Genomic DNA, 24,743 nt, shown 5'->3' with positions numbered 1-24,743 from the left:
GGCCGGGAGTGTTATTTTGCGGGGAGGGTCGCGTGGTCGCTACCCGCGATTGTCTTCGATAAGGCGATGGACTATAGTAATAATATGAAAATGATTATCAATATCATAAATAAAACCGATTTTCTATGAAAAAGCGCAGGAGGTGGCTGAGCATGTTCAGGAATGAACGGAATCAAGGCAAGGAAAGCGGCATGGCTGCTCGTTTGTCGCTTGCGGAAGTCCGGGAGTATATCGCCAGCCGTTTTGCCGAACCTATATCGATTCATGAGCTGGCCCAGTTGACCGGACTTAGCCCCAATTACTTTGGAGATGCGTTCAAAAAAGCGTACGGACAGAGCGTGATGGATTATGTGACGGAGCTGCGCATCGGGCGTGCCAAGCAGCTTCTGCGCGATTCCGATTTGTACATGCACGAAGTGGCGCGAAAAGTCGGCTACACGGACGAGTTTTACTTCAGCAGAAAATTCAAGAAAGCAGTCGGCGTATCGCCTTCCGCATACAGCAAGGAGACGCGAAGGCGGGTAGCGGTCACGTCCACGGCCGGGACGGGAAATCTGCTCGCACTGGGGATTGTTCCGGTTGCGGCTCCGCTTGATCCGAAATGGAGTCCTTTTTACCACTATTACTATCAAGACCGGATTCCAATTCATTTAAGCTCACCGGAGACGGAGTTGGACGAGGAAAGCCTCAGAAAGCTGAGCTTGGCCAAGCCGGATTTGCTCATTTTGCACCATGAATACGACCAGGCGATTCGCAGCCAGCTTGAAACAGCCGGGATTAAGTGCGTCGAAATCAAAGCAACCAAATGGCGGGAGCAGCTTAGGGAAATGGCAGCAATGGTGGACAGACAATCAGATTGTGAGCAATGGCTGCAAGCCTACGAGGAAAGCGCAGGGCAAGCCAGGCAAAGCGTGCGCGAAGCAGTTGGAAATGACGTTTTCGTCACCTTGCGTATCTCCGGGGAGGACATCTATCTTTACAGCAACAGGGGGATTCGCGACATGCTGTACCAGGATTTGGCCCTGGCAACGATCCCGGAGCAGAAAAAGCTGTGCAACGAAGTGATTTCGCTCGACCAACTGTCTCACATTAATCCTGACAGACTGCTGGTATTGATCTGCCCGGACGCGCGGACGCGAAAATTTTGGCTTTCCTTGCAGTATCACATGCAATGGAGAAGTCTTGAGGCGGTCAAAAACAGCAAGCTGTACGTCATTCCGTCCAACCCGTGGTTTGAGTATTCCGCCCTGGCGATTATTCGGATGATGGAAGAAGCGACGCTGATGCTAACAGGGAAAAATCCAGCCTCTTCTCTTGTTCCTGTCCATGGAGTCACCTGATGTTTTCTTCTATAATCCTTTCTTGTGAGAATGGTTATCATTCGAAAAGGGGGACTTATTTATGATAAAGAGATGGAGCAAGCGACCAAGTCGCGCCCACAAAACAATGGCCCTGCTGTCAACCGTGCTGCTCGTATCCGGGCTGCTTGCCGCATGCGGTACAGAAACAGCCAAGCCACAGGACAGCAAGCAACAGACGGCAGCCGAGAGCACTCCGACCGATTCGGCAAAAGGTACTGCCCAGACAGAGGTTGCCTACCCGTTGACGGTAAAAGACGAGCTTGGTCATGAACTGACGATTCCGGCCAAGCCTGGCAAAGTATTTGCACCTGTCATGGAGGATTCTCTGCTGTCACTCGGGATCAAGCCCGCGATGCAATGGTCGAACGGGGTAAGCCCGCAAGAATACTTGCAAGACCAGCTTGGCAGCGTGCCGCAGATCAGCTTCGCTGGCGGAACCCCTTCTTTTGAAGTCATTTTGGAATCGCAGCCGGATCTCATAATTTTGCACAATTCGTATTCGGCGGAAAACGGCGCGTATGAGAAATACGCCAAAATCGCTCCCACCTACGTTTTCAAAAGCGCCTCTACTGATTTGAACAGCTCGGTTGGCACGTTGGGAAAACTGCTGGGGGTTGAAGACAAGGCGGAGCAAGCTTTGAAAAACTACGCGGACAAAGCAGCCGATGCAAAGGCAAAGCTTGCGGCAAAAGCAGAGGGTAAAAAAGCCGCGATCATCCGCTTTAACGCAAAAGGAATGTTTTTCATGAACAGCGATTACTTCAGCGGCTATGTGCTTGCCCACGATTTGGGCTTTGAACCGAGCAAGCTGGTCAAAGACGGCGCGTTTGAAGTATCGATGGAAATATTGCCTCAACTGGATGCCGACTACATTTTTCTCGTGAACGACGGCAACCAGGGGGATGCATTTTTAAAAGAATTGAAGGACAGTGCCGTATGGAAAAACGTCCCGGCAGTGAAAAGCGGCCACGTATTTGAGACATCCAATGACTACTGGCTGAGCGGCGGTTTTATCGCCCAAAGCAAAGTGATTGACGATGTGGTGAGGTTCATGCAGCCATGAACAAGATGATCGAAACACCTCATATTCCGGAGCGTTGCTACGAATACAAGCTGACATCGAAAAGACAGCTGGAATACCGGATTTTGCTCGGGAATCCAGCAGATGAGGCACCTCCCGGCGGGTATGCTGTCATCTACGCCCTGGACGGAGATGCGCTATTCCAGACGCTTGCCGAAGCAGTCAAGCTCCAGACACGCAAGCCTAAAGGCTTCGACCCCATTTTGGTTGTCGGCATCGGGTATCCTTCACGCGAGCCGTTTGATGTGGAGCGGCGATGCCGTGATTTTACGATGCATGTCGACGAAGCGTCGCTTCCCGAGCGCCCTGATGGCAGACCGTGGCCACCGCATGGCGAAGCGGATCACTTTCTCGATTTTCTCGAATTTGAGCTGATGCCGGCGATTGCCAAGGAATGGCCGATTGATCCGAACCGACAATTACTGGTCGGCCATTCGTTGGGTGGATTGTTTGCCTTGCATGCTCTGTTCACCAGACCACAATTGTTTACGCATTACGTGGCGGGCAGTCCGTCTGTCTGGTGGGCCAACAATGAGGTGCTCAAGGAAATGCAGAAGTTCAAAGCGGGCTGGCAGGGCGAGTATCAGCGTCAACTGTTGTTGACCATCGGAGCTGACGAGCTGGAGGATATGCTGGAAGGCGCAGAAGAAGTCGCCGCGGGTATGGCGACGCTTGCCGAGCAAGGTCTTCATCTGGAGTGGATAAAGTTCACAGGGGAAGACCATGTGACGGTCTTGCCTGCCATGCTTAGCCGTCTGCCGCGTTTTGTGTGGTCCGGCAAAGAACCGAAGTAAAGACAAGAAAGCGGATTGGCTGTCAAAAAGATGACAGCTGATCCTTTTTTGCGTTGCACGCTGACGAGCATCTATGATAATTTTTGTAAGGTCAACCGAGACAGACTAACCGTACAGCTGGGCGGGCGTCAATCCAGTGGCGCAAATGGCGTCCAGCGTCCAAGACTATTAAACGAGGTGCAGCATGTCGGCATATTTCATACCGATTCAAACGGCATTTATCGCATTCATCCTGCTGGGATTCGTGCTGGTCATTCCCTGGCTGATCTACAGCTATCGGAAGTACGGCTTTTTGAGCCTGTGGGCTTCCATCGTGGCCTATTCTTTTATGTACTATATGTTGTCTGCTTTGTTTCTGGTGCTGTTGCCTTTGCCGGAGTCCCGCAACACATGCGCCTACCAATCAGCGGATACCGTGTATTACTCGCTGATCCCTTTTTCCTTCGTCACAGATACGTTGAAGGATGGGGCGATCGTCTTGTCCAATCCCGCGACGTACATGCAGATTTTCAAGCAGAGCGCTTTCTGGCAGGCAGCCTTCAATTTCTTGCTGCTGCTGCCGTTCGGCGTCTACTTGCGCTATTTTTGGCAAGACAAGCGGTATTGGAAAAAGGCATTTGGCTTCGGCTTTGCCCTCTCCCTGTTCTATGAAGTCACGCAGGTAACCGGGATTTACGGCATCTACAATTGTCCGTACCGCATTTTCGACGTAGACGATTTGATGCTGAACAGCACAGGCGCGCTTGCTGGCTACTGGATTGGCCCGATCATTCTCGCCTTGTTCCCGTCCAAAAAGACGCTGCTTGCGAAAAAGGCAAAAATCGAGTCTAGCCGACTGGTGCCGCCGCTGTCGCAATTGCTGGCAGTGTGGGTCGACTATTTCTTGATTCAGGCAGTCTGGCTGGTCACGATCGGATTGTTCTCGTCCAATGACGTGATGGAGCTGGTGTACACCACGGTCGGTTTCCTCGTTGTGTACTTCGTCCTTCCGTTGCTGTGGGGCGGCCAGACAGTCGGAACGAGATTGCTGCGTTTCAGGCTGGCAGGCCCGCAAGGAGAGGTTCCTTCGTGGAGGGCGCTGTTAAAAAGGGCGTTTGCCCTGTACTTGCCTTGGGGAGTCTCGACTTTCATTGGAATCTTGAGTCGGGTGGAGATCGAGATGGATTCGGCACTGTACCCGATCCACGTCTGGATGACCGTGGTCCTCTTCGCGTGCATGGCGATCATGGTCGCCGTTCTCTGCCTGCACGTTTTGCTTGTGCTTCTGAAAAAGGGAGAGCGTACCTTCTACTTTGATGCCGCCGCCGATATCGTTCCGAGCAAAAAGTGAATACGTTGTAACCGCAACAGCAAATCTCTGAGCGAGGTTTGCTGTTATTTTTTTAAGGATTAGTTAAGGTTCGGATTAAAACGCTGTAAGGTACGGGCAGCTATAATCGTCTCAGAAGCAATCAAAAGGACACGAGGTTGGGAGAGGAAGTCATGAAAAAGAGCATGATTACGTGGATCGTCATTGCCGTCATCCTGATTGCTGCCGTGCCGCTTATGCAAAAAGTGAATTTGAACAGGCTGGGAGCAGACGTCTACTATACGCAAATTCAGGGAGAGGGCAAGAAGCTGGTCGACAAAATCGGCGGCGGAGAGACGCTGGTCCGCTACGAATACGAGTTGCCCGCCTACGATCAGGACGGCAGTCAAAAGACATTTACTTTCACGGCAGATAAACAACTGCGGGAAAAAGCATACTTGAGTCTGTTTGTGAAAGAGGGCAAAGGCGTGACTTCTTATCAGGAAGTAGCCAAGGAAGAATTGCCAAAGAAAGCGGACGAAAAACTGCAATAAAGAAAGGAGCACAAGCTAATGAATCCCTCTGTCCCGCAAAAGGAACGGATTGTCGCTTTAGATATCATTCGCGGTCTTGCCTTGTTCGGTATTTTGTTTATTAACATCAAAGGCTATATTATTCTGACGGAAGGAATGAGCATTCCTGAATTTACAGGAGTGAACCAATGGATTGATACGCTTACCCTCATTCTCATTGAAAAGAAATTTTTCTCGATTTTCTCGTTTCTGTTCGGAGTAGGGTTTTACATTTTCGCTTCACGTGCCGAGATGCGGGGAGACAGGCCGCTGCGCCGTTTTTCCCGGCGTTTGCTGATGATGTTTTTGATCGGAATTGTGCATGTGTTTATTTTTTGGGGCACGATCTTGCCAGCTTACGCACTGATTGGATTTCTCCTGCTGCCGTTTTACCGGGCAAAGCTTGCCACGATCAACAAATGGCTCGCCGGAGTTGTCGCTGTGTACGTAGTGGCGCTGATTGCCAAGCTGATCGGAACAGAAGGTGTCCTGTCTACGGTGCTTGATGTGATCATCGGTGATTGGACTTTGATTTTCACTATGTTTTTGGCTGGGTTCTCTGTCGCAAAGGCTGATCTGATCAGACGCGTCGGTGAATGCAAAAAGCAGCTGCGTCTTCTGGCAGCAGGTTTGTTGCCTGTCGTCGCTGGTTTTGCGATCTGGACGTGGTTTGCTTCGGCAGGAGCAGCCGAGAGTTTGCGACTGATCGTTTCGCTTGGCACGATTCCAACGGTCTTGTTCTATGTCGCTGTGATGTTTTTGCTTCTGGAGCATGCGGCGATTCGCGCTTTCTTCGCGCCAGTTGCCCGGGTCGGACAGATGGCGTTGACCAATTACGTGGCGCAAAGCTTTATCGGCTTGCTGATCATTTCGATCATGGGGCTGGAGTATGTATCTCCGGTGAATGTCGTCATCATCGCCAGCCTGATCTTCGTCGTCCAAATCATTTACAGCAATGTGTGGTTCAAATTTTTCGCGATGGGGCCATTGGAGAAGATGTGGCGCTTTATGACGTACGGCAAGCAAAAGGCGAAATAAGCAATCATGGCGCGCGCAAAAAGGCTGGCAGCAAAAGTCTTTTTGCGCCTTTTCTCTATGGAAGAACGGCTTGGCTTGCTAAATGGAGGGCGGTCAGGCATACTCTCACATAAAAAGGGTTCGGTTTTTAAAGGAGGCGAAGCGGCAATGTCCGGGAAAAAGGTACTGATCATTGACGACGAAGAAGATATTTTGAAGCTGATTCAAACGGTTCTGAAAAAAGAAGGGATCGAGCACGTCTGGACTTCGACCACCGCCAAGGACGGCCTGGCTCAATTTCAGGAGAAAAAGCCCGACCTCGTGCTGTTGGACATCATGCTGCCAGACGGAGAAGGTTATGAAGTATGCAAACAAATCAGAGGCTTTTCCAAGGTGCCGATTTTGTTCATCTCCGCTAAAACCGAGGAAATTGATAAAATTTTGGGCTTTGCCATTGGCGGCGATGACTATATTACGAAGCCGTTCAGTCCCAAGGAGCTTGCCTACCGGGTCAAAGCGCAACTGAGAAGAGCCGATTATGCGGTCGTTGAGCCTGTAGTCGAGGAAGATCCTGTGCTCAAGGCTGGGCCGTTTGAGCTGGACCCGCAAAAAGCAGAGCTTTTGAAGAACGGCAGTCCGATTGACTTGAAGCCGAAGGAGCTTGGGCTGATGAAGGTTTTTTTGGCAAACGCCAACAAAGTCATCAGCAAGGAAAAGCTGTACGATACGGTCTGGGGCGAGGATTTTATCGGGATCGACAACACCGTCATGGTGCACATACGCCGACTGAGGGAAAAGATCGAGGACCAGCCTTCTTCTCCCGAATATTTGATTACCGTGAAGGGTTTGGGTTATAAACTGGTGATCGAGGAGCAGTGATGGATGAAGTGGAAGGTCACAGGACGGTATTTGCTGTCCGTTGTCTTGGTTGTGATTTTGGTTATTTTCATCAATTTTTTCGTTATGCTGGGATTATTTATTGCTCAAAAAGGCTTCGACGTCCCGATTTTTCAGGATCAGGCGGCTTCTCCCGAGCAATTTACGAGAGAGTTTGAGCAGCGGCTCGATCTAGCGGGAGACAGCATCGCGATAACCGCGGAAGGAAAAGACGAGCTGCAAAAGAAAAACGCCTGGCTACAGATTCTGGACGAAAACGGCAATGAAGTGTTGACTTACCGAGTGCCCGCCGGACTAAAGAAGCATTACACGCCCGCAGACATGATTCAAATGTACAAATACCAGGAAGTAGATGGGGATACGACCGTTTTTGTCGGGGAAAAGGCAAGTGCAGCAAAGCGCTACAGCTACTTGATCGGGATTGAAAACCGCGACTTGAACAGGTACGTCATTTTCTACGACAACCAGGTTATCTTGCGCGCATTCAATGTAGGGCTCATCATTTTTATGATCGACATCCTGATCGCTTTGTGGATTGGCTATTGGTTCAGCAAGCGGCTTACGCAGCCTATGCATTCGCTGATCGACGGGATCAAGCAGTTGGCGAACAATCAGTTTTACGTCCATTACAAACCGGAAGGCGTCTACCAGCACGTATTCGATAACTTGAATCAGCTGTCGCACCAGTTGCAGGCGAACGAAAAGGAGCGCAAAAAGCTCGATCAATTAAAAGAGGAATGGATCGCCAACATTTCCCACGACATGAAGACGCCGCTTGCTTCGATTCAAGGCTACTCGGAAATGATCAAGGACCCGGACTATCAGTTTACATGGGACGAGATCAGGGAGTACGCAGGAATTATCGAGAAAAAGTCAGTGTATATCAAAGAAGTCATCGAAGACCTCAATTTGACGACACGCTTGCGGAACAAAGAACTGTCCATTCAAAAGAAGACGGTCAACATCGTTACCCTTTTGCGCGGCATCGTGATCGACATCCTGAACGATCCCAAGTATGCGAAGCGCCACATTGAGTTTACGGTAGCCGAAGAGTTCATCCCCGTGGAAGTCGACGAAATCTTGATGGTGAGAGCGATCAACAATCTGATTTACAATGCGATCGTCCACAATCATGACGAGGTAAAAATTGAGGTGAGCGTGGAAAAGCAAGAACGCGTGCATATCTCGATCAAGGACGACGGGAAAGGGATCAAGAAGGCGGAGCTGGAGCGGATTTTTGACCGCTACTACCGGGGAACGAACACAGGCGATGCCCACAAAGGATCGGGGCTTGGGATGGCGATCGCACGCGATATCATCGACGCACACCAAGGCGAGATTGTCATCAGCAGCGAAGAAGGACAGGGGACGTCGATTGAGATTGTGTTGTAAGACGTAGACTAAGGCGAGACACCTGCATAAGGTGTTTTCTTTTTGTGCAAAAGAATTTATTTTATCTATCATATATTTTTTAATTTTATATAATCCGAATATATTGATTTACCAGCTATTTTTCCAGGGAATATAATTGTTATTATCAAAAAAACGTATTACAATAAACAAGTGTTGCTGAAGTAAAGCATTAATAGGGAGAAGAATAATCTGACCAACTATTAGGAATGCTTTACAAGAGCTCACATGAAGTGGATGGTTTGCCCATGTTCCACAGTTTTCTGAGCATACGCTAGCCAAGGCAGAGAGGAAGAAGAACCGAAGTGGAAAACAAAGAATTGAAAAGGGGTCTGGAAGCTCGTCACATTCAGATGATCGCTTTGGGCGGCACGATTGGTGTAGGGCTATTCATGGGCTCTGCAAGCACGATCAAATGGACAGGTCCATCCGTAATGCTTGCTTATGCAATTGTAGGAATTTTTATATTTTTTATCATGCGCGCCATGGGAGAAATGCTGTATGTGGAGCCAAGCACTGGCTCATTCGCAACTTTCGGGCATAAGTACATTCATCCGTTAGCTGGTTATTTGACGGCCTGGAGCAACTGGTTTCAGTGGGTAGTCGTCGGGATGTCGGAGATTATCGCGGTCGGGGCGTATATGAAGTATTGGTTCCCTGATTTGCCAGCCTGGATTCCCGGGATTATTGCCATGGTGATTTTGGGCGCAGCGAACTTGTTCTCCGTTAAATCGTTTGGTGAGTTTGAGTTCTGGTTTGCCATGATCAAGATCGTTACGATTGTGTTGATGATTATTGCCGGACTTGGCCTGATTTTCTTCGGAATCGGCAACGGCGGTCATGCGATTGGCTTATCCAATCTGTGGGAAAATGGCGGTTTCTTTACCGGCGGCTGGACAGGCTTTTTCTTCGCTTTGTCATTAGTGATCGGGGCTTATCAAGGGGTTGAGTTGATCGGGATTACGGCTGGTGAGGCAAAAGATCCGAAGAAGACGTTGACCAGCGCGATCCAGAGCATCATTTGGCGGATTCTGATTTTCTACATCGGTGCGATTTTTGTAATTGTAACCGTTTACCCGTGGGATCAATTGCAGTCGATCGGCAGTCCGTTCGTAGCGACGTTTGCCAAGATCGGCATTACCGCAGCAGCGGGACTGATTAACTTCGTAGTCATCACCGCAGCGATGTCTGGCTGTAATAGCGGGATTTACAGTGCAGGCCGCATGCTGTATACACTCGGTGTCAATGGACAGGCGCCGAAAATTTTCACCAAGCTGTCCCATAACGGTGTGCCGCTTTTGGGAACGATCGGTGTTCTCGTCGGCTTGGGTGTCGGCGTCATCCTGAGCTATATCGCGCCGGAAAATCTGTTTGTGTACGTGTACAGCGCGAGCGTGCTTCCAGGGATGATTCCTTGGTTTGTGATTTTGATCAGTCAAATCAGATTCCGCAAACAAAAAGCGGCCGAACTGGGCAACCATCCGTTCAAGATGCCGCTCGCTCCACTGACGAACTACATTACCATCGCCTTTTTGCTGATGGTGTTGGTCGGAATGTGGATCAACGATGACACGCGCATCTCGCTGATTGCCGGGATCGTGTTCCTGGGGATCGTGACACTTAGCTTCTACGCTTTTGGCATTAACAAAGCCGTTCCGCTGGATGAGCAAGCACAAAGCGGCGAGCGAAAATAAGTATGCAGCAGAAAGGGACATCAGCGACGATGTCCCTTTTTTATTTAGACGCGACATGTACGACACGCATTCGAAAAGCGGAAAAGTGGAAGGCTGATGGAGGGAATGCAGTTGCAGACTTGAAATTTAAGATAGAGATTCTTAAAATAAAGATATTATTCGGAGCGAGAAGAATAGGGAGGGCTTTGTGGTGGAGATTGGCATTAGCACGTTTGTAGAGACGACTCCTGATGCACAGACAGGGGAGGTCATCAGCCATGCGCAACGATTGCGGGAAGTCGTCGAGGAAATTATTTTGGCCGATCAGGTAGGACTGGATGTATTCGGCGTGGGCGAGCATCATCGCGAAGATTTTGCGGCGTCTTCACCTGCGATGGTGCTTGCGGCTGCTGCGCCACAGACCAAACGGATACGGTTGACCAGCGCAGTTACCGTGTTGTCTTCTGCTGATCCGGTGCGGGTTTTTCAGGATTTTGCTACACTCGACGCGATTTCCAACGGTCGCGCAGAGATCATGGCGGGTCGAGGTTCTTTTATCGAGTCTTTTCCGTTGTTCGGTTATGACTTGAACGATTACGACGAGTTGTTCGAAGAAAAGCTGGAGCTGCTGCTGAAAATTCGCTCGTCGGAAAAGGTGACCTGGCGAGGCAAGCATCGTCCGGCCATTCAAAATCTCGGCATTTATCCGCGGCCAGTGCAGGACCCGTTGCCCGTCTGGATTGGCAGTGGCGGGAATACGCAGTCGGTAATCCGGGCAGGACTGTTGGGACTTCCGCTCGTTCTCGCGATTATCGGAGGGCGTCCGGTGCAGTTTGCGCCGTTAGTCGAGCTGTACAAGCGGGCAGCGATCCAGGCAGGCCACGACCCGCGAAAGCTGAGCGTGGCTTCCCATTCACACGGTTTTGTCGATTGGAACACGGAAGCGGCAGCGGACAAATTTTTCCCGCCAACCCAGCAAGTAATGAACGTACTCGGACGGGAGCGCGGCTGGGGGCATTACGACCGATCGAGCTTTGACGCGGCGAGAAGCTTTGAAGGCGCGCTGTATGTCGGCGACCCGGAGACGGTGGCAGCGAAAATCATTCACCTGCGCAAACAGGTCGGGGTTACCCGCTTCATGCTGCACGTACCTGTGGGCACGATGCCGCACGACCAGGTTATGCAGGCAATTCGGCTCCTGGGCAGCGAAGTCGCACCGCGCGTACGCGAAGAGGTTGCGAAGTGGGAAGCGACCCAGTAAGTACATTCGGGAAGAGCGCAAGGCAGTCGTTGCATCAGGCAACAGGCTGTCTTGTTCTTTTTTTTCGTCCAAATGTTTTTTCGAGCGAAAAAGGGAGAGACATAAATGGCAGATGAATCGTATAACTTGTAAGCAAATTCCAATCTGTCCATAAGGGTGAGTTTCCAGTGAAAAAAGCGCTCATCGTCTGCTTTGCGTTGGTCGTCGTGGCGGGCTTGCCAGGTTGCAGCCCGGAACAAGCCGCCAATCAGAGTCCAGTAACCATATCGGAAGGCAAAGGCACGTCCCAAGTGGAGGAAGCACAAAATTCTCCCGAGTATAATCAAATCTTCAACTATATGAAGGAAGAATCGAAAAAGGCTTTCTCCGCGCATTACGAATTGCTCGGTTTCGAGTTGTCTGATTATCAGGAGTCGAATGTGGCAGGAAAGGTGGAAGCTACTTTTGGCTACAAAGTGATGTACAAAAATTTTGACAAAGACCCGGACACCGTCGCCTACATCAAGGAGGCAAAAGAAAAGGGCGATCCCCACTACCAGCAGCTTCACGATGAATATTTGCAGCAAAAAGAAATGAATTTTCAGCTGAAAGCCGTCATCGAAAACGCCGATTCGGTCACGCTTTATACCAATGTGAATCCGAAAGGGATACAATGGGAGAAGGTTGTCATGTCTGATTTTATTTTGGAGAAGTAAGCGAGTGCGAGTAAACCGATTGTTATCCATGCTGCTCATTTTATCGCAAAAAGGGATGGTCACCGGAAAAGAGCTTGCCGACCATTTTGAAGTTTCCTTGCGAACGATTTATCGGGATATCGAAAAAATAGGGGAAGCAGGCATTCCCATTGCTTCGCTTGGAGGACGGGGTGGAGGGTACTACTTGATGGAACATTATCAGGTAGACAATCTGTTTCTGAACAAAGAAGAAGCCAATCTGTTTCTGGCAGTAGTGAACGATCTTGATTTTCTGTTCGGCAAAAATGAGGCGTTTAACGATGTGCTGCTCAAGCTCGGGCATACATGGAAAAGGGACAGTGGCGCCGCAGACAAGTGGAGCGTGGACATGTCCCATTTCAGCATGGAAGAGGAGCTGAGAGAGTACCTGCTGCTCATGAATCGGGCGATCACAGAAAACAGGCTGCTTCACTTCGAATACATCAACAGAAACATGGATGCTGCGTGCCGAGTGGCAGAGCCTGTGCAGATCGCGTTTACGTCCGGGCACTGGTTTCTCGTTGCTTTTTGCCGGATTCGCAATCAGTACAGAAGGTTCAAGCTCGTGCGGATGAGGAACCTGACCATCGGGGAAGTTTTTGCAAAAAGAGCGGCTTCCCGAGAAGAGATCGCAAAAACGATCGAAGCGAGCTATCAGGAACGCGGGGTTACGGTGACATTGCGGTTTTCCAGCCGGATTGGTGAACAGCTCACCGAGTATTTTTCCAAAGAGAGTATTACTAAAGGAACGGACAGTCAGTACATCGTAGTGAAGTCGTTCCCGTATGAGGAAGGGCTGCTGAAGTTCATTCTGGGCTTTGGCAAGGACTGCGAGATTGTCGAACCTCACTTCCTGCGGGAAGAATTAAAAGAATACGTTCGGGAACTGATGCTTTCCTACAATGGCTGACAGACTGGTGTCAGTCATTTTGTTTTATAGTGGGGGTGTGAAGACAATGGCTGGTGAAACGGATGTGATCAGGCATGACAAACTCGCTTTCCTGCACAGCAACATGGCTGCGGCGTCAGGGGCGCATGCTTTACTGTCGCTACTCGTTGCGACAAGACGCTCCTGCGGTTATTTTCATAGCGGGTTTGGGAGATAGCTGCGAGACGTGGGATAAGGTGCAAGCCCGGATCGCGCAGATGGCATCGACCTTTTCCCATGACAGGGCGGGCATCGGCAAAAGCGAGGCGGCCGCCAAAGTTCCCCGGACTTGTGCTGACTTGGTGGAGGAGCTTTGCGAGCTGATAGCGCAGACCCCCGTAAAGCCGCCCTATATTTTGGTCGGCCACTCGTTTGGCGGATTGGTCGCCAGGCTGTTTGCCAGCCGCTTCCCGAAACTGGCAGCAGGCATGGTACTGGTCGATGCAGCCGCCGAGTATAAAGAGCTTGCTTATGAAAAAGTGCTGCCCGCCGCGTTGATCGCGGAAAATCGGGCGTATTTGGAAAATCCGCTGTTGAACCGGGAGCAGATTGATAAACCGCAAAGCTACAGGCAAGTCTCGGCGCATACAGGCGTGAGCCGTATGCCTTTAGCGATCTTGATGCGAGGTCGGCCAGATTACGCACAAAATGATTGGCCCCACGAGGAAATCTTGCAGATTGAACAACAGTTGCAAGCCGATTTTCAAAGACTGTCGACGGCGAGCCGGATCCAGGTAGCCAAGGACAGCGGGCACGATATTCATCATGACGACCCTGAACTGGTGGCGGAAGAAATTACGATAATCGTGAATGAGGTGCGAAAAATGAGCGAAATCAAGCAGCAATTTGTCCGGGATATGGAGAGAATCGCAGCGAATCAATATCAGCTTGGCGCAGGTGAAAAGCCGGGGGACTTCGTGGAGCTGATGCTGCAATACATCGGCGACCCCGATCCACAGTTGCGGGATGAATCGATCTATCCGACGTTTTACGCCTGGATTCATCGCGAAAACAAGTTCACAGAGGGCGAGCTGCGCCGTTTGCTGCTCGTGTTGACGGATGAGCAGCATTTGTTTTATCAGATTGGCAGCGCCGGGGATGACAGCGTGTTTACGCGAACTTTTTCTGTCCTGCCGATCGCTTTGATTTTGGGACAGCATCGGAAGCAGCCTTTTCTCGATCAGACCGATTTCGAGCATGTCAAACGGGCGCTGCTGCGGTATTACAGGGGGGAGCGGGATTTGCGCGGCTACGTTCCCGAGGGCGGCTGGGCGCACAGCGCGGCTCACGGAGCGGATGCGTTGGACGAGCTGATTCAGTGCCCGGAGAGCGATGAGGCGTTGCAGTTGGAGGTGTTGGACGCCATTGCCGGGATGCTGCACAATGGCGCGCATATTTTTTGCGAGGAAGAGGACGAGCGGATGGCGACGATTGTCCATATGATGCTTGGAAAAGAGTTGCTGCCGATTGAGCGGATTGCCGATTGGATAAACAGTTTGGCTGAGTGTGGCAACTGGCCGCGGAGCCGCAGCCAACGCATCGCCCAGGTGAACAGCAAGCAATTTTTGCGTGCGCTCTTTTTCAGAAAAACAGGGCCGCAGAGCTGCGATCAGCGTGTCGCAAGCGCAATAGTGGGTGCAGAAGCGAAGCTGAACCGATTTGCGGAGTGAAGGGCTTGCATAAATATTCTCCTATCGAACGTTCAGTTCCTCAAAATGTATTGCGAGGAACTGGGCGTTTTGCTGAATTTTTCGAATGAATGGTTTCAAAGAATTGGAAAGTGGGGTATATTGCTAGGTGGGTAATAATGCTCAGCTTGTGAATGTGGGTGACCATAAAAGCACGCGAGGGAGGCGGCAGTTTGAAGACGACGCTATTTGCGCAAGAAACCCCTTTACATAAAGTGTTTTCCGATGATTATTTGTTTACCATTCCATCTGTACAGCGGCCTTATTCGTGGACAACGAATGAGGCTGGAGAACTATTGGATGATTTACTAGATTTCATGGAGCATTACAACGTAACGGAACAAAATGTTGGAGATGTAGAGGAACCATATTTCCTTGGCAGTATCGTGTTGGTAAAAAAAGATGGGCCTCAAGCCGAAGTTTTGGACGGACAGCAACGGCTTACCACTCTGACAATTCTGCTTGCGGTTTTAAGAGATTATTTGGGCGATGACTATGCCTCAGAGATTGATAGTATGATAGTTCAAAAAGGAAGCAAGATTAGGAACATAGCGGATACGTATCGGCTTTGTCTTCGCAATCGCGACAGTGATTTTTTCAAGGTAGGTATCCAAGAGCGTGGTGCCACACAAAATCTCAATGCAGGCACTCCGGTGAAAACAGACAGTCAAAAAGCAATTCGGGACAACGCGCTGTACTTCTTGGAACGTCTGAATGAATTAGAGCCACAAACTGTGAAGGCTCTGCCTGGGGTAATCGCTACGCTTTGTTATATTGTGGTAGTCTCCACTCCGAATTTTGATTCAGCTTTCCGAATCTTTACGGTGCTGAACGACCGCGGACTCGATCTTATGACGAGTGATATTTTCAAAGCACAAGTGATTGGGGACATTCCACAGCATGAACAGGATCACTACACCAATAAGTGGGAGGATGTCGAGGTCTCACTGGGAAGAGACCGTTTTAACAAGCTGTTTGATCACATGAGAATGATTATTCAAAAGCGAAAGGGTAGCGCTAATTACAAGGACGAGTATAGCGAAATCTTTTCTACAATAAGCGGAAGTCGGTTCATTGATGAATACTTAATTCCATATGGAGAGATTTATCTAAAATTAGTTAATTATAATTCTTACTTTGGGCAACAACCGCAGCTTATTAAAGTGTTGAGCTTGTTAAACCGAATTGATAACAGTGACTGGATTCCACCCGCAATGTTTTACTTGCGTAAGCACAATCAAAAGCTGGACATGTTTCTTAATCGCCTTGAAGTGCTGGCTGGCACGAGCATGATACTCCGGAAAAATTTCAATTGGCGCATGTCTCGCTACTCTCAAATTTTAAGGGAGATGGATAAAGGAGTAGATGTCTTTTCCAGTGAATCTGCTCTCGAGGTTTCGGATGAGGATAAACAAGAAGTGCTTCGTATGCTGAACGGGGATGTTTATACAGATCTGAAGGATACGGCAAGGCGATACCTTCTTTTGCGCTTGGATTCACTTTTGACACCGGGGCAGCCTTACTACGATTACTCCGTCATCACGGTTGAGCATGTCTTGCCTCAAACGCCCAAACCAGACAGCGCTTGGATGAAGCATTTTGATAATCCGTCCGAGTATGTCCATAAGCTGGCAAACTTAGTTTTGCTTACGCGTGTGAAAAATGCCCAAGCTAAGAACTACGATTTTCAAAAGAAAAAAGCATCTTATTTCCAAACTAGTAATGGTATCAGCTCGTTCGCGCTAACCACTCAAGTCATTCAGGAAAAAGAGTGGACGCCAGCTGTTCTGGAGCATAGGCAAAAAAATTTGATTGGTTTACTAGAAACGGCTTGGAACTTGCGCACGACAACTTCTCTGAACGCCTAACCGTAAACCAAAAACACAAGGACACTTTCGATTCCATGCGGAGGTGTCCTTTTGGCATGTTTGCCTCTGCGCAAAATGATTATGTGAAATTTTCTGAATACGGTTTGACATTCTTTTTTCTCGGGTGATATGATCTAAATGAAATAAAACGAAAGTATACAAAATAAAACGAAAGACAAAATAATCGCTGTAGTAAGGAAGTGAAGCATCATGCTGGCAGCTGAACGGCACAGCAAAATACTCGAGCAATTGAGAGCGGAGCAAAGCGTGACAGTCAGCGAACTCAGTCAGGCTCTCGATGTATCGGAAGTGACGATTCGCAAAGATTTGATCAAGCTGGAAAACGACGGGCTGTTGACGCGCATACACGGAGGGGCGACGATCACTGACTTTCTCCCTGTGGAACGCAGTTTTACCGAAAAGCTCGCGGAGCGCAGCGAAGAGAAGCTGGCGATTGCCCACCAGGCGCTATCCCACATCCAGCCTGGCGACACGATCATGATCGGCGCCGGAACGACGACGATGGAGCTGGCCAAGCTGCTGCGCGGGATGAACGATCTGACGGTAGTCACCAACGCGGTCAATATCGCGATGGAGCTGAACAGCCAGGGAAAACATCACGTCATTTTGATCGGCGGGGAGATGCGGCACAAGTCGTTTGCGCTCGTTGGCTCTGTTGCCGCAGAAAACTTGCGAAATCTGTCTGTCTTCAAATGCTTCATCGGAGCCGATGGCATCCATCCGGAGCATGGACTGACCACATTGAACCTGGCCGAAGCGCAGATCAACCAAGTAATGATGGAGCGGGCGAGAAAAGTGTACGTGCTGGTCGACTACAGCAAGTTTGGCGAAACGCATTTAGCCAAATTTGCCGGAGTGTCTGACGTGGACCGGATCATTACGGATGCAGCCGCACGCCCTTTTGTGGAAAGGTACGTAGAGCTTGGCATCAACCTGGAGCTGGCCAGTCCGCAAGGGGTATCGAGATGAAGCTGAGCAAGGGAATGGGGGAATCGTTATGGCGTTAGTATCATCGACACAAATGCTTGGGGAAGCGCGGGCGGCAGGGTATTGCGTCGGGGCGTTCAACGTTCACACGCTGGAAATGCTGCAAGCGGTAGTGGAGGCGGCAGAGGAAGCGAACGCGCCGCTGATTTTGCAGACAACGGTTGGGACGGTGCGGCATCTGGGACCGGAGTATGTGGCTGCGATGGCCCGGGTGGCGGCTGAGCGCGCTCGGGTGCCGATTGCCCTGCATCTCGACCACTGTCAGGAGGAGGAGCTGATCGCCCGGTGCATCAAGGCCGGGTATACATCGGTCATGATTGATGCCTCCATGCACCCTTTTGCGGAAAACGTGGAGCGGACGCAGCGGGTGGTGACATTGGCGCGGGCTTTTGGAGTCAATGTGGAAGCGGAGCTTGGCAAAGTCGGCGGGGTCGAGGACGATCTGGTCGTGGATGACGCAGACGCTTCTCTGGCTGACCCGCTCGAATGCGAGCGTTTTATGGAGCTGACAAAAGTCGATACGCTCGCACCAGCGATTGGGACGGCTCACGGAATCTACAAAGGGGAGCCGCGCATTGATTTTGTCCGCCTGGAGGAAATTGCCCGGCGCGTCCCGGCACCGCTAGTGTTGCATGGCGGCTCCGGGATTCCTGAAGCGCAAGTCAAACGGGCTGTCGCGCTGGGGATGGCGAAAATGAATGTGGCGACAGAGCTGCGCATCGCCTTTTCCAATGCGATTAAAGCAACGTTCGAGGAGCACCCAGCAGAAAACGATCCGCGCACCTACATGAAGCGGGCCAAGCAAGCCGTGAAGGAAGTGGCGCTCGCCAAGATGGAGATGTGCGGTTGCACGGGAAAAGCGTTGGTCAGGTAAGGGTAAGCCAAAACAAGCGATAGCGAGGAAAGGGACGATTGGCATGCGTATCAATCTGGATGATGTGAAGGTTTTGCGAGAGCTGGATACGATTCGGGCGTTGCAGGACACAGAAGCGTATGAGGAGCAGTTCCAGGCAGGTCTGAAATTATCTGATTATTTCGATGTATCAAACATTTCTGCTCCGATTGAAAATATTTTGGTACTGGGCACGGGCGGCGGCTCGGCTGCGAGCGTCAACCTGATCAAATCGTATTTGTTTGACGAGCTGCAAGTCCCGCTGCAACTGAATCAAGGCTACACGATCCCGGCTTTTGTCAACGAGCGCACGCTTGTGATCGTCGTCAGCCACTCCGGCAACACCGAGGAAGTGGTTAGCGGGTATGAGGCCGCGATTGCCAAAGGCGCGCAAGTAGCTGTCATCACCGCAGGCGGAACGGTGCTCGACATGGCGCGGGAAAATGGGCATGCATACTTGCTTGTGCCAGGCGGAATGATGCCGCGGATCGTGCTTGGCTATATCTTTTTGCCGATCCTCGCCATCCTGACCAAGTTGCAGCTTGTTTCCGACAAGCGCGCCGAGGTAGAGGAGACGATTGCCCTGTTTCGGACCTGGAAGCAGGAATACGGGCCAGATTCGCCGATTGAGCAAAACGAAGCGAAGCAAATCGCGGTGGAGCTGGATGGGCTGGTGCCTGTTGTGTACGGAACGCTACCTTATTTTGATGCTCCGGCCTGGCGCTGGAAAAATCAGTTGGGGGAAAACAGCAAGCTGATGGCTTTTTGGAACGCCATTCCGAGCTTGCATCACGACGAGGCGGTCGGCTGGGATTCTCCTGCGGCTCTTTTGAAAGGCTTTCATTTTACACTGATTCGAGATTGCGAGGACAGCGAAAAGACGGTGAAGCGGGTAGAGATTAGCGCGGATATTTTGCGAGAGCGCGCAGGGGCGGTGCGGGTTGTGCATTCGCGCGGCGAGTCACGTTTGGCCCGGTTGTTTTCCATCGTTTATTTGGCTGACTTTGTCTCCCTGTATGCTGCCTTGATTAGAGGTGTTGACCCTACCCCTGTGGAGGTCATCAATTTGTTTAAACAAAAAATGGGGCAGCCGCTCGTGACCGTGCAGGTGAAATAGCCATGCTCGTCACAGTGACGCTGAATGCGGCGATCGACAAAACGTACCGCCTCGCTCATTTTCGCGCGGGGGAACTGCATCGCACTCAGGAAGTATGGAGTTTGCCGGGGGGAAAAGGCATCAATGTAGCGCGGGTCGCGAATACGCTGGGCCAAAAGGTAGTGACGAGCGGGTTTGTGGCGGGGCATAACGGGAGGTTCATCGCCGAAGGATGCAACCGCGAAGGGATAGCCACCTCGTTCGTCGAGGTGCAGGGAGAGTCGAGGCTGTGCCTGACTTTTCTCGACGAGCAGGCAAAAACGGTGACGGAAGTATTGGAACCGGGGCCAGCGGTTGGAGCGGATGAGCTGGCTTTGCTGCAAGCGAGGTTGACGCGCTTGGCCCAGCAAGCGACGTATGTGGTTTTTTCCGGGAGCTTGCCGCGCGGACTTCCGGTGAACACGTACGCCGTACTCATAAAAGGGCTGGCTTCCTCGGGAGCCAAATGTGTTCTCGATACGAGCGGTGCGGCGCTGGCAGAAGGGATCGGGGCAAAGCCTGAGTTGATCAAGCCGAATCAGCCCGAAGCGGAGGCGATTCTCGGCTACTCGCTGGACAGTGACGATGCCCGGTACCGAGCCGTTCGCGAGCTGTGCAGGCGGGGCGCCAAGCGGGTGCTGCTCTCGCTGGGACAGGAAGGAGCCTGGTTCGGCGATCAAGACCAGACATGGCGCATTTCGGCTGTCCCGTTGACCGAAGCAGAAGTGAACAACACGGTAGGGTGCGGCGATTCGCTGCTTGCCGGAGTGCTGACCGGGCGCATGCGCGAGCTGGCATGGCCGGACGCGATCCGGTTGGGCATGGCTTGCGCTGCTGCGAATACAAGCTCGTTTGGGGCAGGCGTGGTGACGGCTGGGGCCGTTCAGAGCATGATGAACAGGCCGATGCATGTGGAGCAGGTTGGGTAAAGGAGAGGAGGGAGTGTCATGCGTCATGTAATCGGGCTGGATGTCGGCGGCACCACCATGAAAGGCGCGGTTATGGACGAGGCAGGGCGGATTTTGGTTCGGGGAGAAAAGGAGACGCGGGTGTACAACGATTTGCCCATTCTGATTGAACGAATGGCTGGGCTCATTGATGAATTGCGGAAGCAAGCAAAAGGGAGCGTCGAAGCGGTAGGCATCGGCTTTCCCGGTCCGTTCGACGCCGAGCGCGGCATATCGGTACATTCGCCCAATTTTCAGCTCCATCAGGCGGACATTCGTACGCCGCTCGCCAGGCTGGTCGACTTGCCGCTGTTTTTTGACAACGACTTGCGCACGGCTACGCTTGGGGAAGCCGTATTCGGAGCGGGACGGAACGCGTCTCACCTCGTCTTTGTACCACTCGGCACAGGCGTGGGAGCGGGGATCGTGAACGAAGGACGGCTCGTTACTGGCAGCAGCGGGTTTGCGGGAGAGATTGGGCATGTCCATGTTCCCGGGCTGACCGCTGCCTGCAATTGCGGCAAGATCGGCTGCGTCGAGACGGTCGCTTCTGCTACGGGAATCGCGAGGCTGGCCCGCGAGCGACTTGCTCGGTCGTTGGCGGACGGAGCGCCAAACGCGGAACCGTCGTCGGTCATGCATGCCTTGTGCGGCGGTGAGCTGGAGCGTCTGACAGCGGAACACGTGGCAAAAGCGGTTGCGCAGGAGGATCGGCTGGCGATCGAGGTATGGGAAAAAGCGTGCGACGTCATCGGCTGGGCGCTGTCTGTCCTGATCAATGTGTTCAACCCGCAGCTTGTTGTGGTAGGCGGAGGCGTTTGCCGTGCCGGGGAACTGCTGCTTGCGCCTGTGCAAAAAAGCGTAGCGCGCTATGCCATGGATGTCGTGGGACAGCAAGCCAAGGTTGTTTTGGCGCAGCTTGGGGCAGATGCAGGAATGTTGGGTGCGGGAGCGCTGGCGCTGCAAGCGATGCAGCGGGAACAAGGCACTTGCGAATCGTTACGAGGATAAAGGAGTGGACGCAGATGAAACAACTGAATGACTGGGCAAACCATCAGCTGCTGCAAAGGAACCGCTTGCCGGCTCGGGCTTACTTTTTATCGTACCCGGAGGCGACGCAAGCATTGACTTACGACAGGGGCGCGACCCCGTGGTTTCAGCTGTTGAATGGGCAGTGGCAATTCGCCTATGCGACATCGCCGCTGAGTGCCCCGGATGACTTTTTTGCCGACGACTATGACGCTGCGGAGTGGGGGCGAATCCAGGTTCCGGGTCATTGGCAGCTGCAAGGCCATGGGAAGCCGCATTATACCGACTTGTACTACCCGTTTCCCGTCGATCCGCCGCATGTGCCTTCCGATAATCCGACTGGCTGCTACTTGCGCGAGTTTACCGTTTCGCCAGAATGGGAACAGCATCAGGTCATTTTGCGATTTGAAGGGGTGGACAGCGCTTTTCACGTTTGGCTGAACGGCGCAGAGGTTGGCTACAGCCAGGGAAGCCGCCTGCCGTCCGAGTTCGACGTGACGCAATTGCTGCGTACCGGGAAAAATCGTCTCGCGGTTCAGGTGTATCAATGGTCGGATGGAACGTATCTCGAAGACCAGGACATGTGGTATTTGAGCGGCATTTTCCGCGACGTGTCGCTGATTGCCCGGCCCAAGCTGCACGTCAGGGATGTGGCGGTCGTAACCGAGCTGGACGACAAGTATCAGGATGGCATCCTGCGTGTGCGCGTACATGTGGAAAACAGCGGGGCGGAGCGACTTGGCGGGGTAAGCGTGACAGCCAAATTGCTCGATCAGTTCCGGCAGCCTGTGGCGGCGGAAGTGCAGCGGATTGGCGGTACGGTTGAAGCAGGCCAGGAAACGCTCCTCGATCTGCGGTTGCCCGTGTCAGGGCCGAAAAAATGGTCGGCGGAGGAGCCGAATTTGTACCACTTGCTGCTGGAGCTTGGGCAGGAGGCGAGCGGAACGGTGGAGGTCATTCCGATTCGCGTCGGCTTCCGTTCGATTGAGGTAAAAGGGAACAACTTTTTCGTCAATGGCGTGCCCATTCGTCTGAGCGGCGTCAATCGGCACGATCACCACCCCGATCTCGGGCGCGCCGTTCCTTTTGAAACGATGCGCGAGGACGTGCTGATGATGAAGCGCCACAACATCAATGCCGTTCGCACCGCGCATTACCCGAACGATCCGCGCTTTTACGACTTGTGCGATCAATACGGTCTGTACGTCATGGATGAAACGGATTTGGAGACGCATGGCTTCCAGTTGACCGGGAACATCAGTCAGCTCAGCGACGATCCCGAGTGGGAGAACGCCTATGTCGAGCGGATGGAACGCATGGTCGAGCGGGACAAAAACCATCCGTCGATCATCATGTGGTCGCTCGGCAACGAATCCGGCTTCGGCTGCAATTTCCGCGCGATGGCGGCGTGGTGCCGACAAGCCGATCCGACCAGGCTCATTCATTACGAGGAAGATCGGGAAGCAGAAGTATGCGATGTGTTCAGCACGATGTACTCTTCCGTCGAAAAAATGATGCAGCATGGAGAAAACGAGCAATTGCAAAAGCCGCATATCATGTGCGAGTACGCTCACGCGATGGGCAACGGTCCTGGCGGCTTGCGCGATTACGCCGACGTCTTTGACAAGTATCAACGCCTGCAAGGCGGCTTTGTCTGGGAGTGGATTGACCACGGTCTGCGTCAATGGACGGAAGATGGACGGGAGTATTTTGCCTACGGGGGAGATTTTGGCGACTACCCGACGAACGGCAACTTTGTCATCGACGGTTTGATCCGTCCTGACCGCACCCCGTCGCCTGGTTTGCTCGAATATAAAAAAGTGATCGAGCCGATTACGGTAGCCGCAGTCGACTTGAAAGAAGGCGTCGTCACTCTGCACAATCGCTACGATTTTTGCACGCTCGATCACGTGCGGATGGTTTGGAGCATCACCGCAGATGGACATGTTTTGCAAAGCGGAACGATGAGTCTGCCTGACGTAAAAGCAGGAAGCCGTGCAGACGTCGTGATCCCGTATAAAGTGCCGGAGTTTGCAGCAGAGCAGACCGATTATTGGCTTACCGTATCATTTGTGCTTGCCCAAGATGAGACATGGGCGCACGCCGGGCATGAGCTTGCCTGGGCACAATTCGCTTTGCCAGTGTCCGCACCGCAGCCAGCAGCAGCGGTTTCCCGGAAAATCTCGCCTGGACATCTGGAAGCGGCAGAAACGAAGCGAGAGATAACACTTGCAGGCGGCGACTTCCGGTTTGTTTTTGACAAAGCAGACGGCGTGCCCAAAAGCTGGGTGTTTGCGGGCAAGGAATTGCTTGTTGCGGGGCCGCGGCTGACGTTTTGGCGGGTGCCGATCGACAATGACATGTACGTGGTAGAAGACTGGCGCAAGGCGTTTCTGGACCGTTTGCAGACACGGGTCGACTCGGTCGCTTTGCAGCAGGAACGCGATGATCGCGCCGTCATTGTTTGCGATGTGCGGATTGGCCCGCCTGTCTACGCTTGGGCATTTGCCTGCCGATACACGTACACGGTATTCGGAAACGGCGAAGTGCATGTTGAGGTGCAGGGAACACCGCACGGCACGCCGCCAGCCATGTTGCCGCGAATCGGCTTGAAGCTGTTGATTGCCAAAGATTTGGAGCGCGTATCCTGGTACGGCCTCGGCCCAGGAGAGTCGTACAGCGACAGCAAGGAAGCGAATCGCGTCGGCGTATACCACGCCAGTGTCGATGAGCTGTACACGCCGTATGTGTTCCCGCAGGAAAACGGAAACCGCACGGACGCGAGATGGATGTCGATCACCGATCAGCGCGGGATAGGTTTGTTCGCGAGCGGCCAGCCGACGATGGATTTCAGCGCCCTTCGCTACGATACAGACGATCTGGAGCAGGCCAAACATGTGACCGACTTGGTGAAAAGGGACTATGTGACGCTGCATCTGGATTATCGGCAAAACGGTCTGGGAAGCAACAGCTGCGGTCCCAAGCAATCGGAACAACATGCGTTGCGTCCAGAAGCATTCCGCTTCCAGCTGCGCCTCGCTCCCTTTTCCAAAGACGCCATTTCGGAAATCCAGTTGAGCAAACAGCAAATAAGTGACTAAAGCACACCTATTAGCCACCTGAAAAAAGTTGTACAATTTAATTAAAGATTGAATAGTGCAACTAATCGAATAATGGTGGT

General features: G+C 52.1%; 20 protein-coding genes and 1 pseudogene. All 21 read left to right on the top strand.

Annotated elements, in window-relative coordinates:
• Positions 1 to 152: 152 nt before the first annotated feature.
• The 21 genes and pseudogenes from HP435_RS28245 to ebgA all read left to right on the top strand — a co-directional run bounded on the left by HP435_RS28245 (position 153) and on the right by ebgA (position 24,663).
• On the top strand, positions 153 to 1,340 hold the full coding sequence (locus HP435_RS28245; protein ID WP_122962287.1) for an ABC transporter substrate-binding protein: 1,188 nt from the start codon (positions 153 to 155) through the stop codon (positions 1,338 to 1,340).
• 61 nt (positions 1,341 to 1,401) lie between these two features.
• Entirely contained in the window at positions 1,402 to 2,424 is a 1,023-nt protein-coding gene (locus tag HP435_RS28240) for an ABC transporter substrate-binding protein (protein ID WP_173598931.1), read from the top strand.
• Entirely contained in the window at positions 2,421 to 3,236 is an 816-nt protein-coding gene (locus HP435_RS28235; protein ID WP_173598932.1) for an alpha/beta hydrolase, read from the top strand. The genes HP435_RS28240 and HP435_RS28235 overlap by 4 nt, the downstream gene beginning before the upstream one ends.
• Positions 3,237 to 3,420: 184 nt before the next feature.
• The gene (locus HP435_RS28230) at positions 3,421 to 4,566 is read left to right on the top strand and encodes a VanZ family protein (RefSeq protein WP_173598933.1); all 1,146 of its coding nucleotides are present in this window, start codon (positions 3,421 to 3,423) and stop codon (positions 4,564 to 4,566) included.
• A gap of 152 nt (positions 4,567 to 4,718) precedes the next feature.
• The gene (locus HP435_RS28225) at positions 4,719 to 5,078 is read left to right on the top strand and encodes a YxeA family protein (protein WP_173597222.1); all 360 of its coding nucleotides are present in this window, start codon (positions 4,719 to 4,721) and stop codon (positions 5,076 to 5,078) included.
• Between the two features lie 18 nt (positions 5,079 to 5,096).
• Entirely contained in the window at positions 5,097 to 6,134 is a 1,038-nt protein-coding gene (locus HP435_RS28220; protein ID WP_173598934.1) for a DUF418 domain-containing protein, read from the top strand.
• A gap of 147 nt (positions 6,135 to 6,281) precedes the next feature.
• Positions 6,282 to 6,992 carry a response regulator transcription factor gene (locus tag HP435_RS28215; RefSeq protein WP_122962291.1) on the top strand — a complete coding sequence of 237 codons (711 nt, stop codon included), beginning with the start codon at positions 6,282 to 6,284 and terminating at the stop codon, positions 6,990 to 6,992.
• 3 nt (positions 6,993 to 6,995) lie between these two features.
• Complete coding sequence (locus tag HP435_RS28210; RefSeq protein ID WP_173598935.1) at positions 6,996 to 8,402, top strand: sensor histidine kinase; 1,407 nt, start codon at positions 6,996 to 6,998, stop codon at positions 8,400 to 8,402.
• Between the two features lie 323 nt (positions 8,403 to 8,725).
• Positions 8,726 to 10,114, top strand: coding sequence for an amino acid permease (locus HP435_RS28205; protein WP_122962293.1), 1,389 nt, complete (start codon positions 8,726 to 8,728; stop codon positions 10,112 to 10,114).
• A 190-nt stretch (positions 10,115 to 10,304) separates the two neighbouring features.
• Positions 10,305 to 11,354: an LLM class flavin-dependent oxidoreductase gene (locus HP435_RS28200; protein ID WP_122962294.1), complete on the top strand. Its 1,050-nt coding sequence runs from the start codon at positions 10,305 to 10,307 to the stop codon at positions 11,352 to 11,354.
• Positions 11,355 to 11,521: 167 nt separating this feature from the next.
• Complete coding sequence (locus HP435_RS28195) at positions 11,522 to 12,049, top strand: hypothetical protein (RefSeq protein ID WP_122962295.1); 528 nt, start codon at positions 11,522 to 11,524, stop codon at positions 12,047 to 12,049.
• 4 nt (positions 12,050 to 12,053) lie between these two features.
• The gene (locus HP435_RS28190) at positions 12,054 to 12,977 is read left to right on the top strand and encodes a helix-turn-helix transcriptional regulator (RefSeq protein ID WP_173598936.1); all 924 of its coding nucleotides are present in this window, start codon (positions 12,054 to 12,056) and stop codon (positions 12,975 to 12,977) included.
• A 74-nt stretch (positions 12,978 to 13,051) separates the two neighbouring features.
• Positions 13,052 to 13,774: pseudogene (locus HP435_RS28185) on the top strand (alpha/beta fold hydrolase); the annotation flags it as partial.
• Between the two features lie 45 nt (positions 13,775 to 13,819).
• Positions 13,820 to 14,665 carry a DUF2785 domain-containing protein gene (locus HP435_RS28180; protein ID WP_229049991.1) on the top strand — a complete coding sequence of 282 codons (846 nt, stop codon included), beginning with the start codon at positions 13,820 to 13,822 and terminating at the stop codon, positions 14,663 to 14,665.
• Between the two features lie 191 nt (positions 14,666 to 14,856).
• Positions 14,857 to 16,551 carry a DUF262 domain-containing protein gene (locus tag HP435_RS28175; RefSeq protein WP_173598937.1) on the top strand — a complete coding sequence of 565 codons (1,695 nt, stop codon included), beginning with the start codon at positions 14,857 to 14,859 and terminating at the stop codon, positions 16,549 to 16,551.
• Positions 16,552 to 16,761: 210 nt separating this feature from the next.
• A complete protein-coding gene (locus HP435_RS28170; RefSeq protein WP_173597228.1) occupies positions 16,762 to 17,541 on the top strand; it encodes a DeoR/GlpR family DNA-binding transcription regulator in 780 nt (259 codons plus the stop codon).
• A 28-nt stretch (positions 17,542 to 17,569) separates the two neighbouring features.
• Entirely contained in the window at positions 17,570 to 18,433 is an 864-nt protein-coding gene (locus HP435_RS28165) for a class II fructose-bisphosphate aldolase (protein WP_063231603.1), read from the top strand.
• Positions 18,434 to 18,476: 43 nt separating this feature from the next.
• Entirely contained in the window at positions 18,477 to 19,568 is a 1,092-nt protein-coding gene (locus tag HP435_RS28160; RefSeq protein WP_173597229.1) for a bifunctional phosphoglucose/phosphomannose isomerase, read from the top strand.
• A gap of 2 nt (positions 19,569 to 19,570) precedes the next feature.
• The gene (locus HP435_RS28155; RefSeq protein WP_173597230.1) at positions 19,571 to 20,515 is read left to right on the top strand and encodes a 1-phosphofructokinase family hexose kinase; all 945 of its coding nucleotides are present in this window, start codon (positions 19,571 to 19,573) and stop codon (positions 20,513 to 20,515) included.
• Between the two features lie 18 nt (positions 20,516 to 20,533).
• Positions 20,534 to 21,544: an ROK family protein gene (locus HP435_RS28150; protein ID WP_173597231.1), complete on the top strand. Its 1,011-nt coding sequence runs from the start codon at positions 20,534 to 20,536 to the stop codon at positions 21,542 to 21,544.
• Positions 21,545 to 21,558: 14 nt separating this feature from the next.
• Positions 21,559 to 24,663, top strand: coding sequence for a beta-galactosidase subunit alpha (ebgA, locus tag HP435_RS28145; protein ID WP_173598938.1), 3,105 nt, complete (start codon positions 21,559 to 21,561; stop codon positions 24,661 to 24,663).
• Positions 24,664 to 24,743 lie beyond the last annotated feature (80 nt).

The organism is Brevibacillus sp. HD3.3A, from assembly GCF_013284375.2.
Lineage (GTDB): Bacteria > Bacillota > Bacilli > Brevibacillales > Brevibacillaceae > Brevibacillus > Brevibacillus parabrevis.
Note: the sequence above shows the minus strand (reverse complement) of the source record. Positions and strands in the feature narration are given on the sequence as shown.

Coding starts and splice junctions, on each gene's coding strand:
- HP435_RS28245 (WP_122962287.1), top strand. CDS start 153: ATGTTCAGGAATGAACGGAATCAAGGCAAGGAAAGCGGCATGGCTGCT.
- HP435_RS28240 (WP_173598931.1), top strand. CDS start 1,402: ATGATAAAGAGATGGAGCAAGCGACCAAGTCGCGCCCACAAAACAATG.
- HP435_RS28235 (WP_173598932.1), top strand. CDS start 2,421: ATGAACAAGATGATCGAAACACCTCATATTCCGGAGCGTTGCTACGAA.
- HP435_RS28230 (WP_173598933.1), top strand. CDS start 3,421: ATGTCGGCATATTTCATACCGATTCAAACGGCATTTATCGCATTCATC.
- HP435_RS28225 (WP_173597222.1), top strand. CDS start 4,719: ATGAAAAAGAGCATGATTACGTGGATCGTCATTGCCGTCATCCTGATT.
- HP435_RS28220 (WP_173598934.1), top strand. CDS start 5,097: ATGAATCCCTCTGTCCCGCAAAAGGAACGGATTGTCGCTTTAGATATC.
- HP435_RS28215 (WP_122962291.1), top strand. CDS start 6,282: ATGTCCGGGAAAAAGGTACTGATCATTGACGACGAAGAAGATATTTTG.
- HP435_RS28210 (WP_173598935.1), top strand. CDS start 6,996: ATGAAGTGGAAGGTCACAGGACGGTATTTGCTGTCCGTTGTCTTGGTT.
- HP435_RS28180 (WP_229049991.1), top strand. CDS start 13,820: ATGAGCGAAATCAAGCAGCAATTTGTCCGGGATATGGAGAGAATCGCA.
- HP435_RS28170 (WP_173597228.1), top strand. CDS start 16,762: ATGCTGGCAGCTGAACGGCACAGCAAAATACTCGAGCAATTGAGAGCG.
- HP435_RS28165 (WP_063231603.1), top strand. CDS start 17,570: ATGGCGTTAGTATCATCGACACAAATGCTTGGGGAAGCGCGGGCGGCA.
- HP435_RS28160 (WP_173597229.1), top strand. CDS start 18,477: ATGCGTATCAATCTGGATGATGTGAAGGTTTTGCGAGAGCTGGATACG.
- HP435_RS28155 (WP_173597230.1), top strand. CDS start 19,571: ATGCTCGTCACAGTGACGCTGAATGCGGCGATCGACAAAACGTACCGC.
- HP435_RS28150 (WP_173597231.1), top strand. CDS start 20,534: ATGCGTCATGTAATCGGGCTGGATGTCGGCGGCACCACCATGAAAGGC.
- ebgA (WP_173598938.1), top strand. CDS start 21,559: ATGAAACAACTGAATGACTGGGCAAACCATCAGCTGCTGCAAAGGAAC.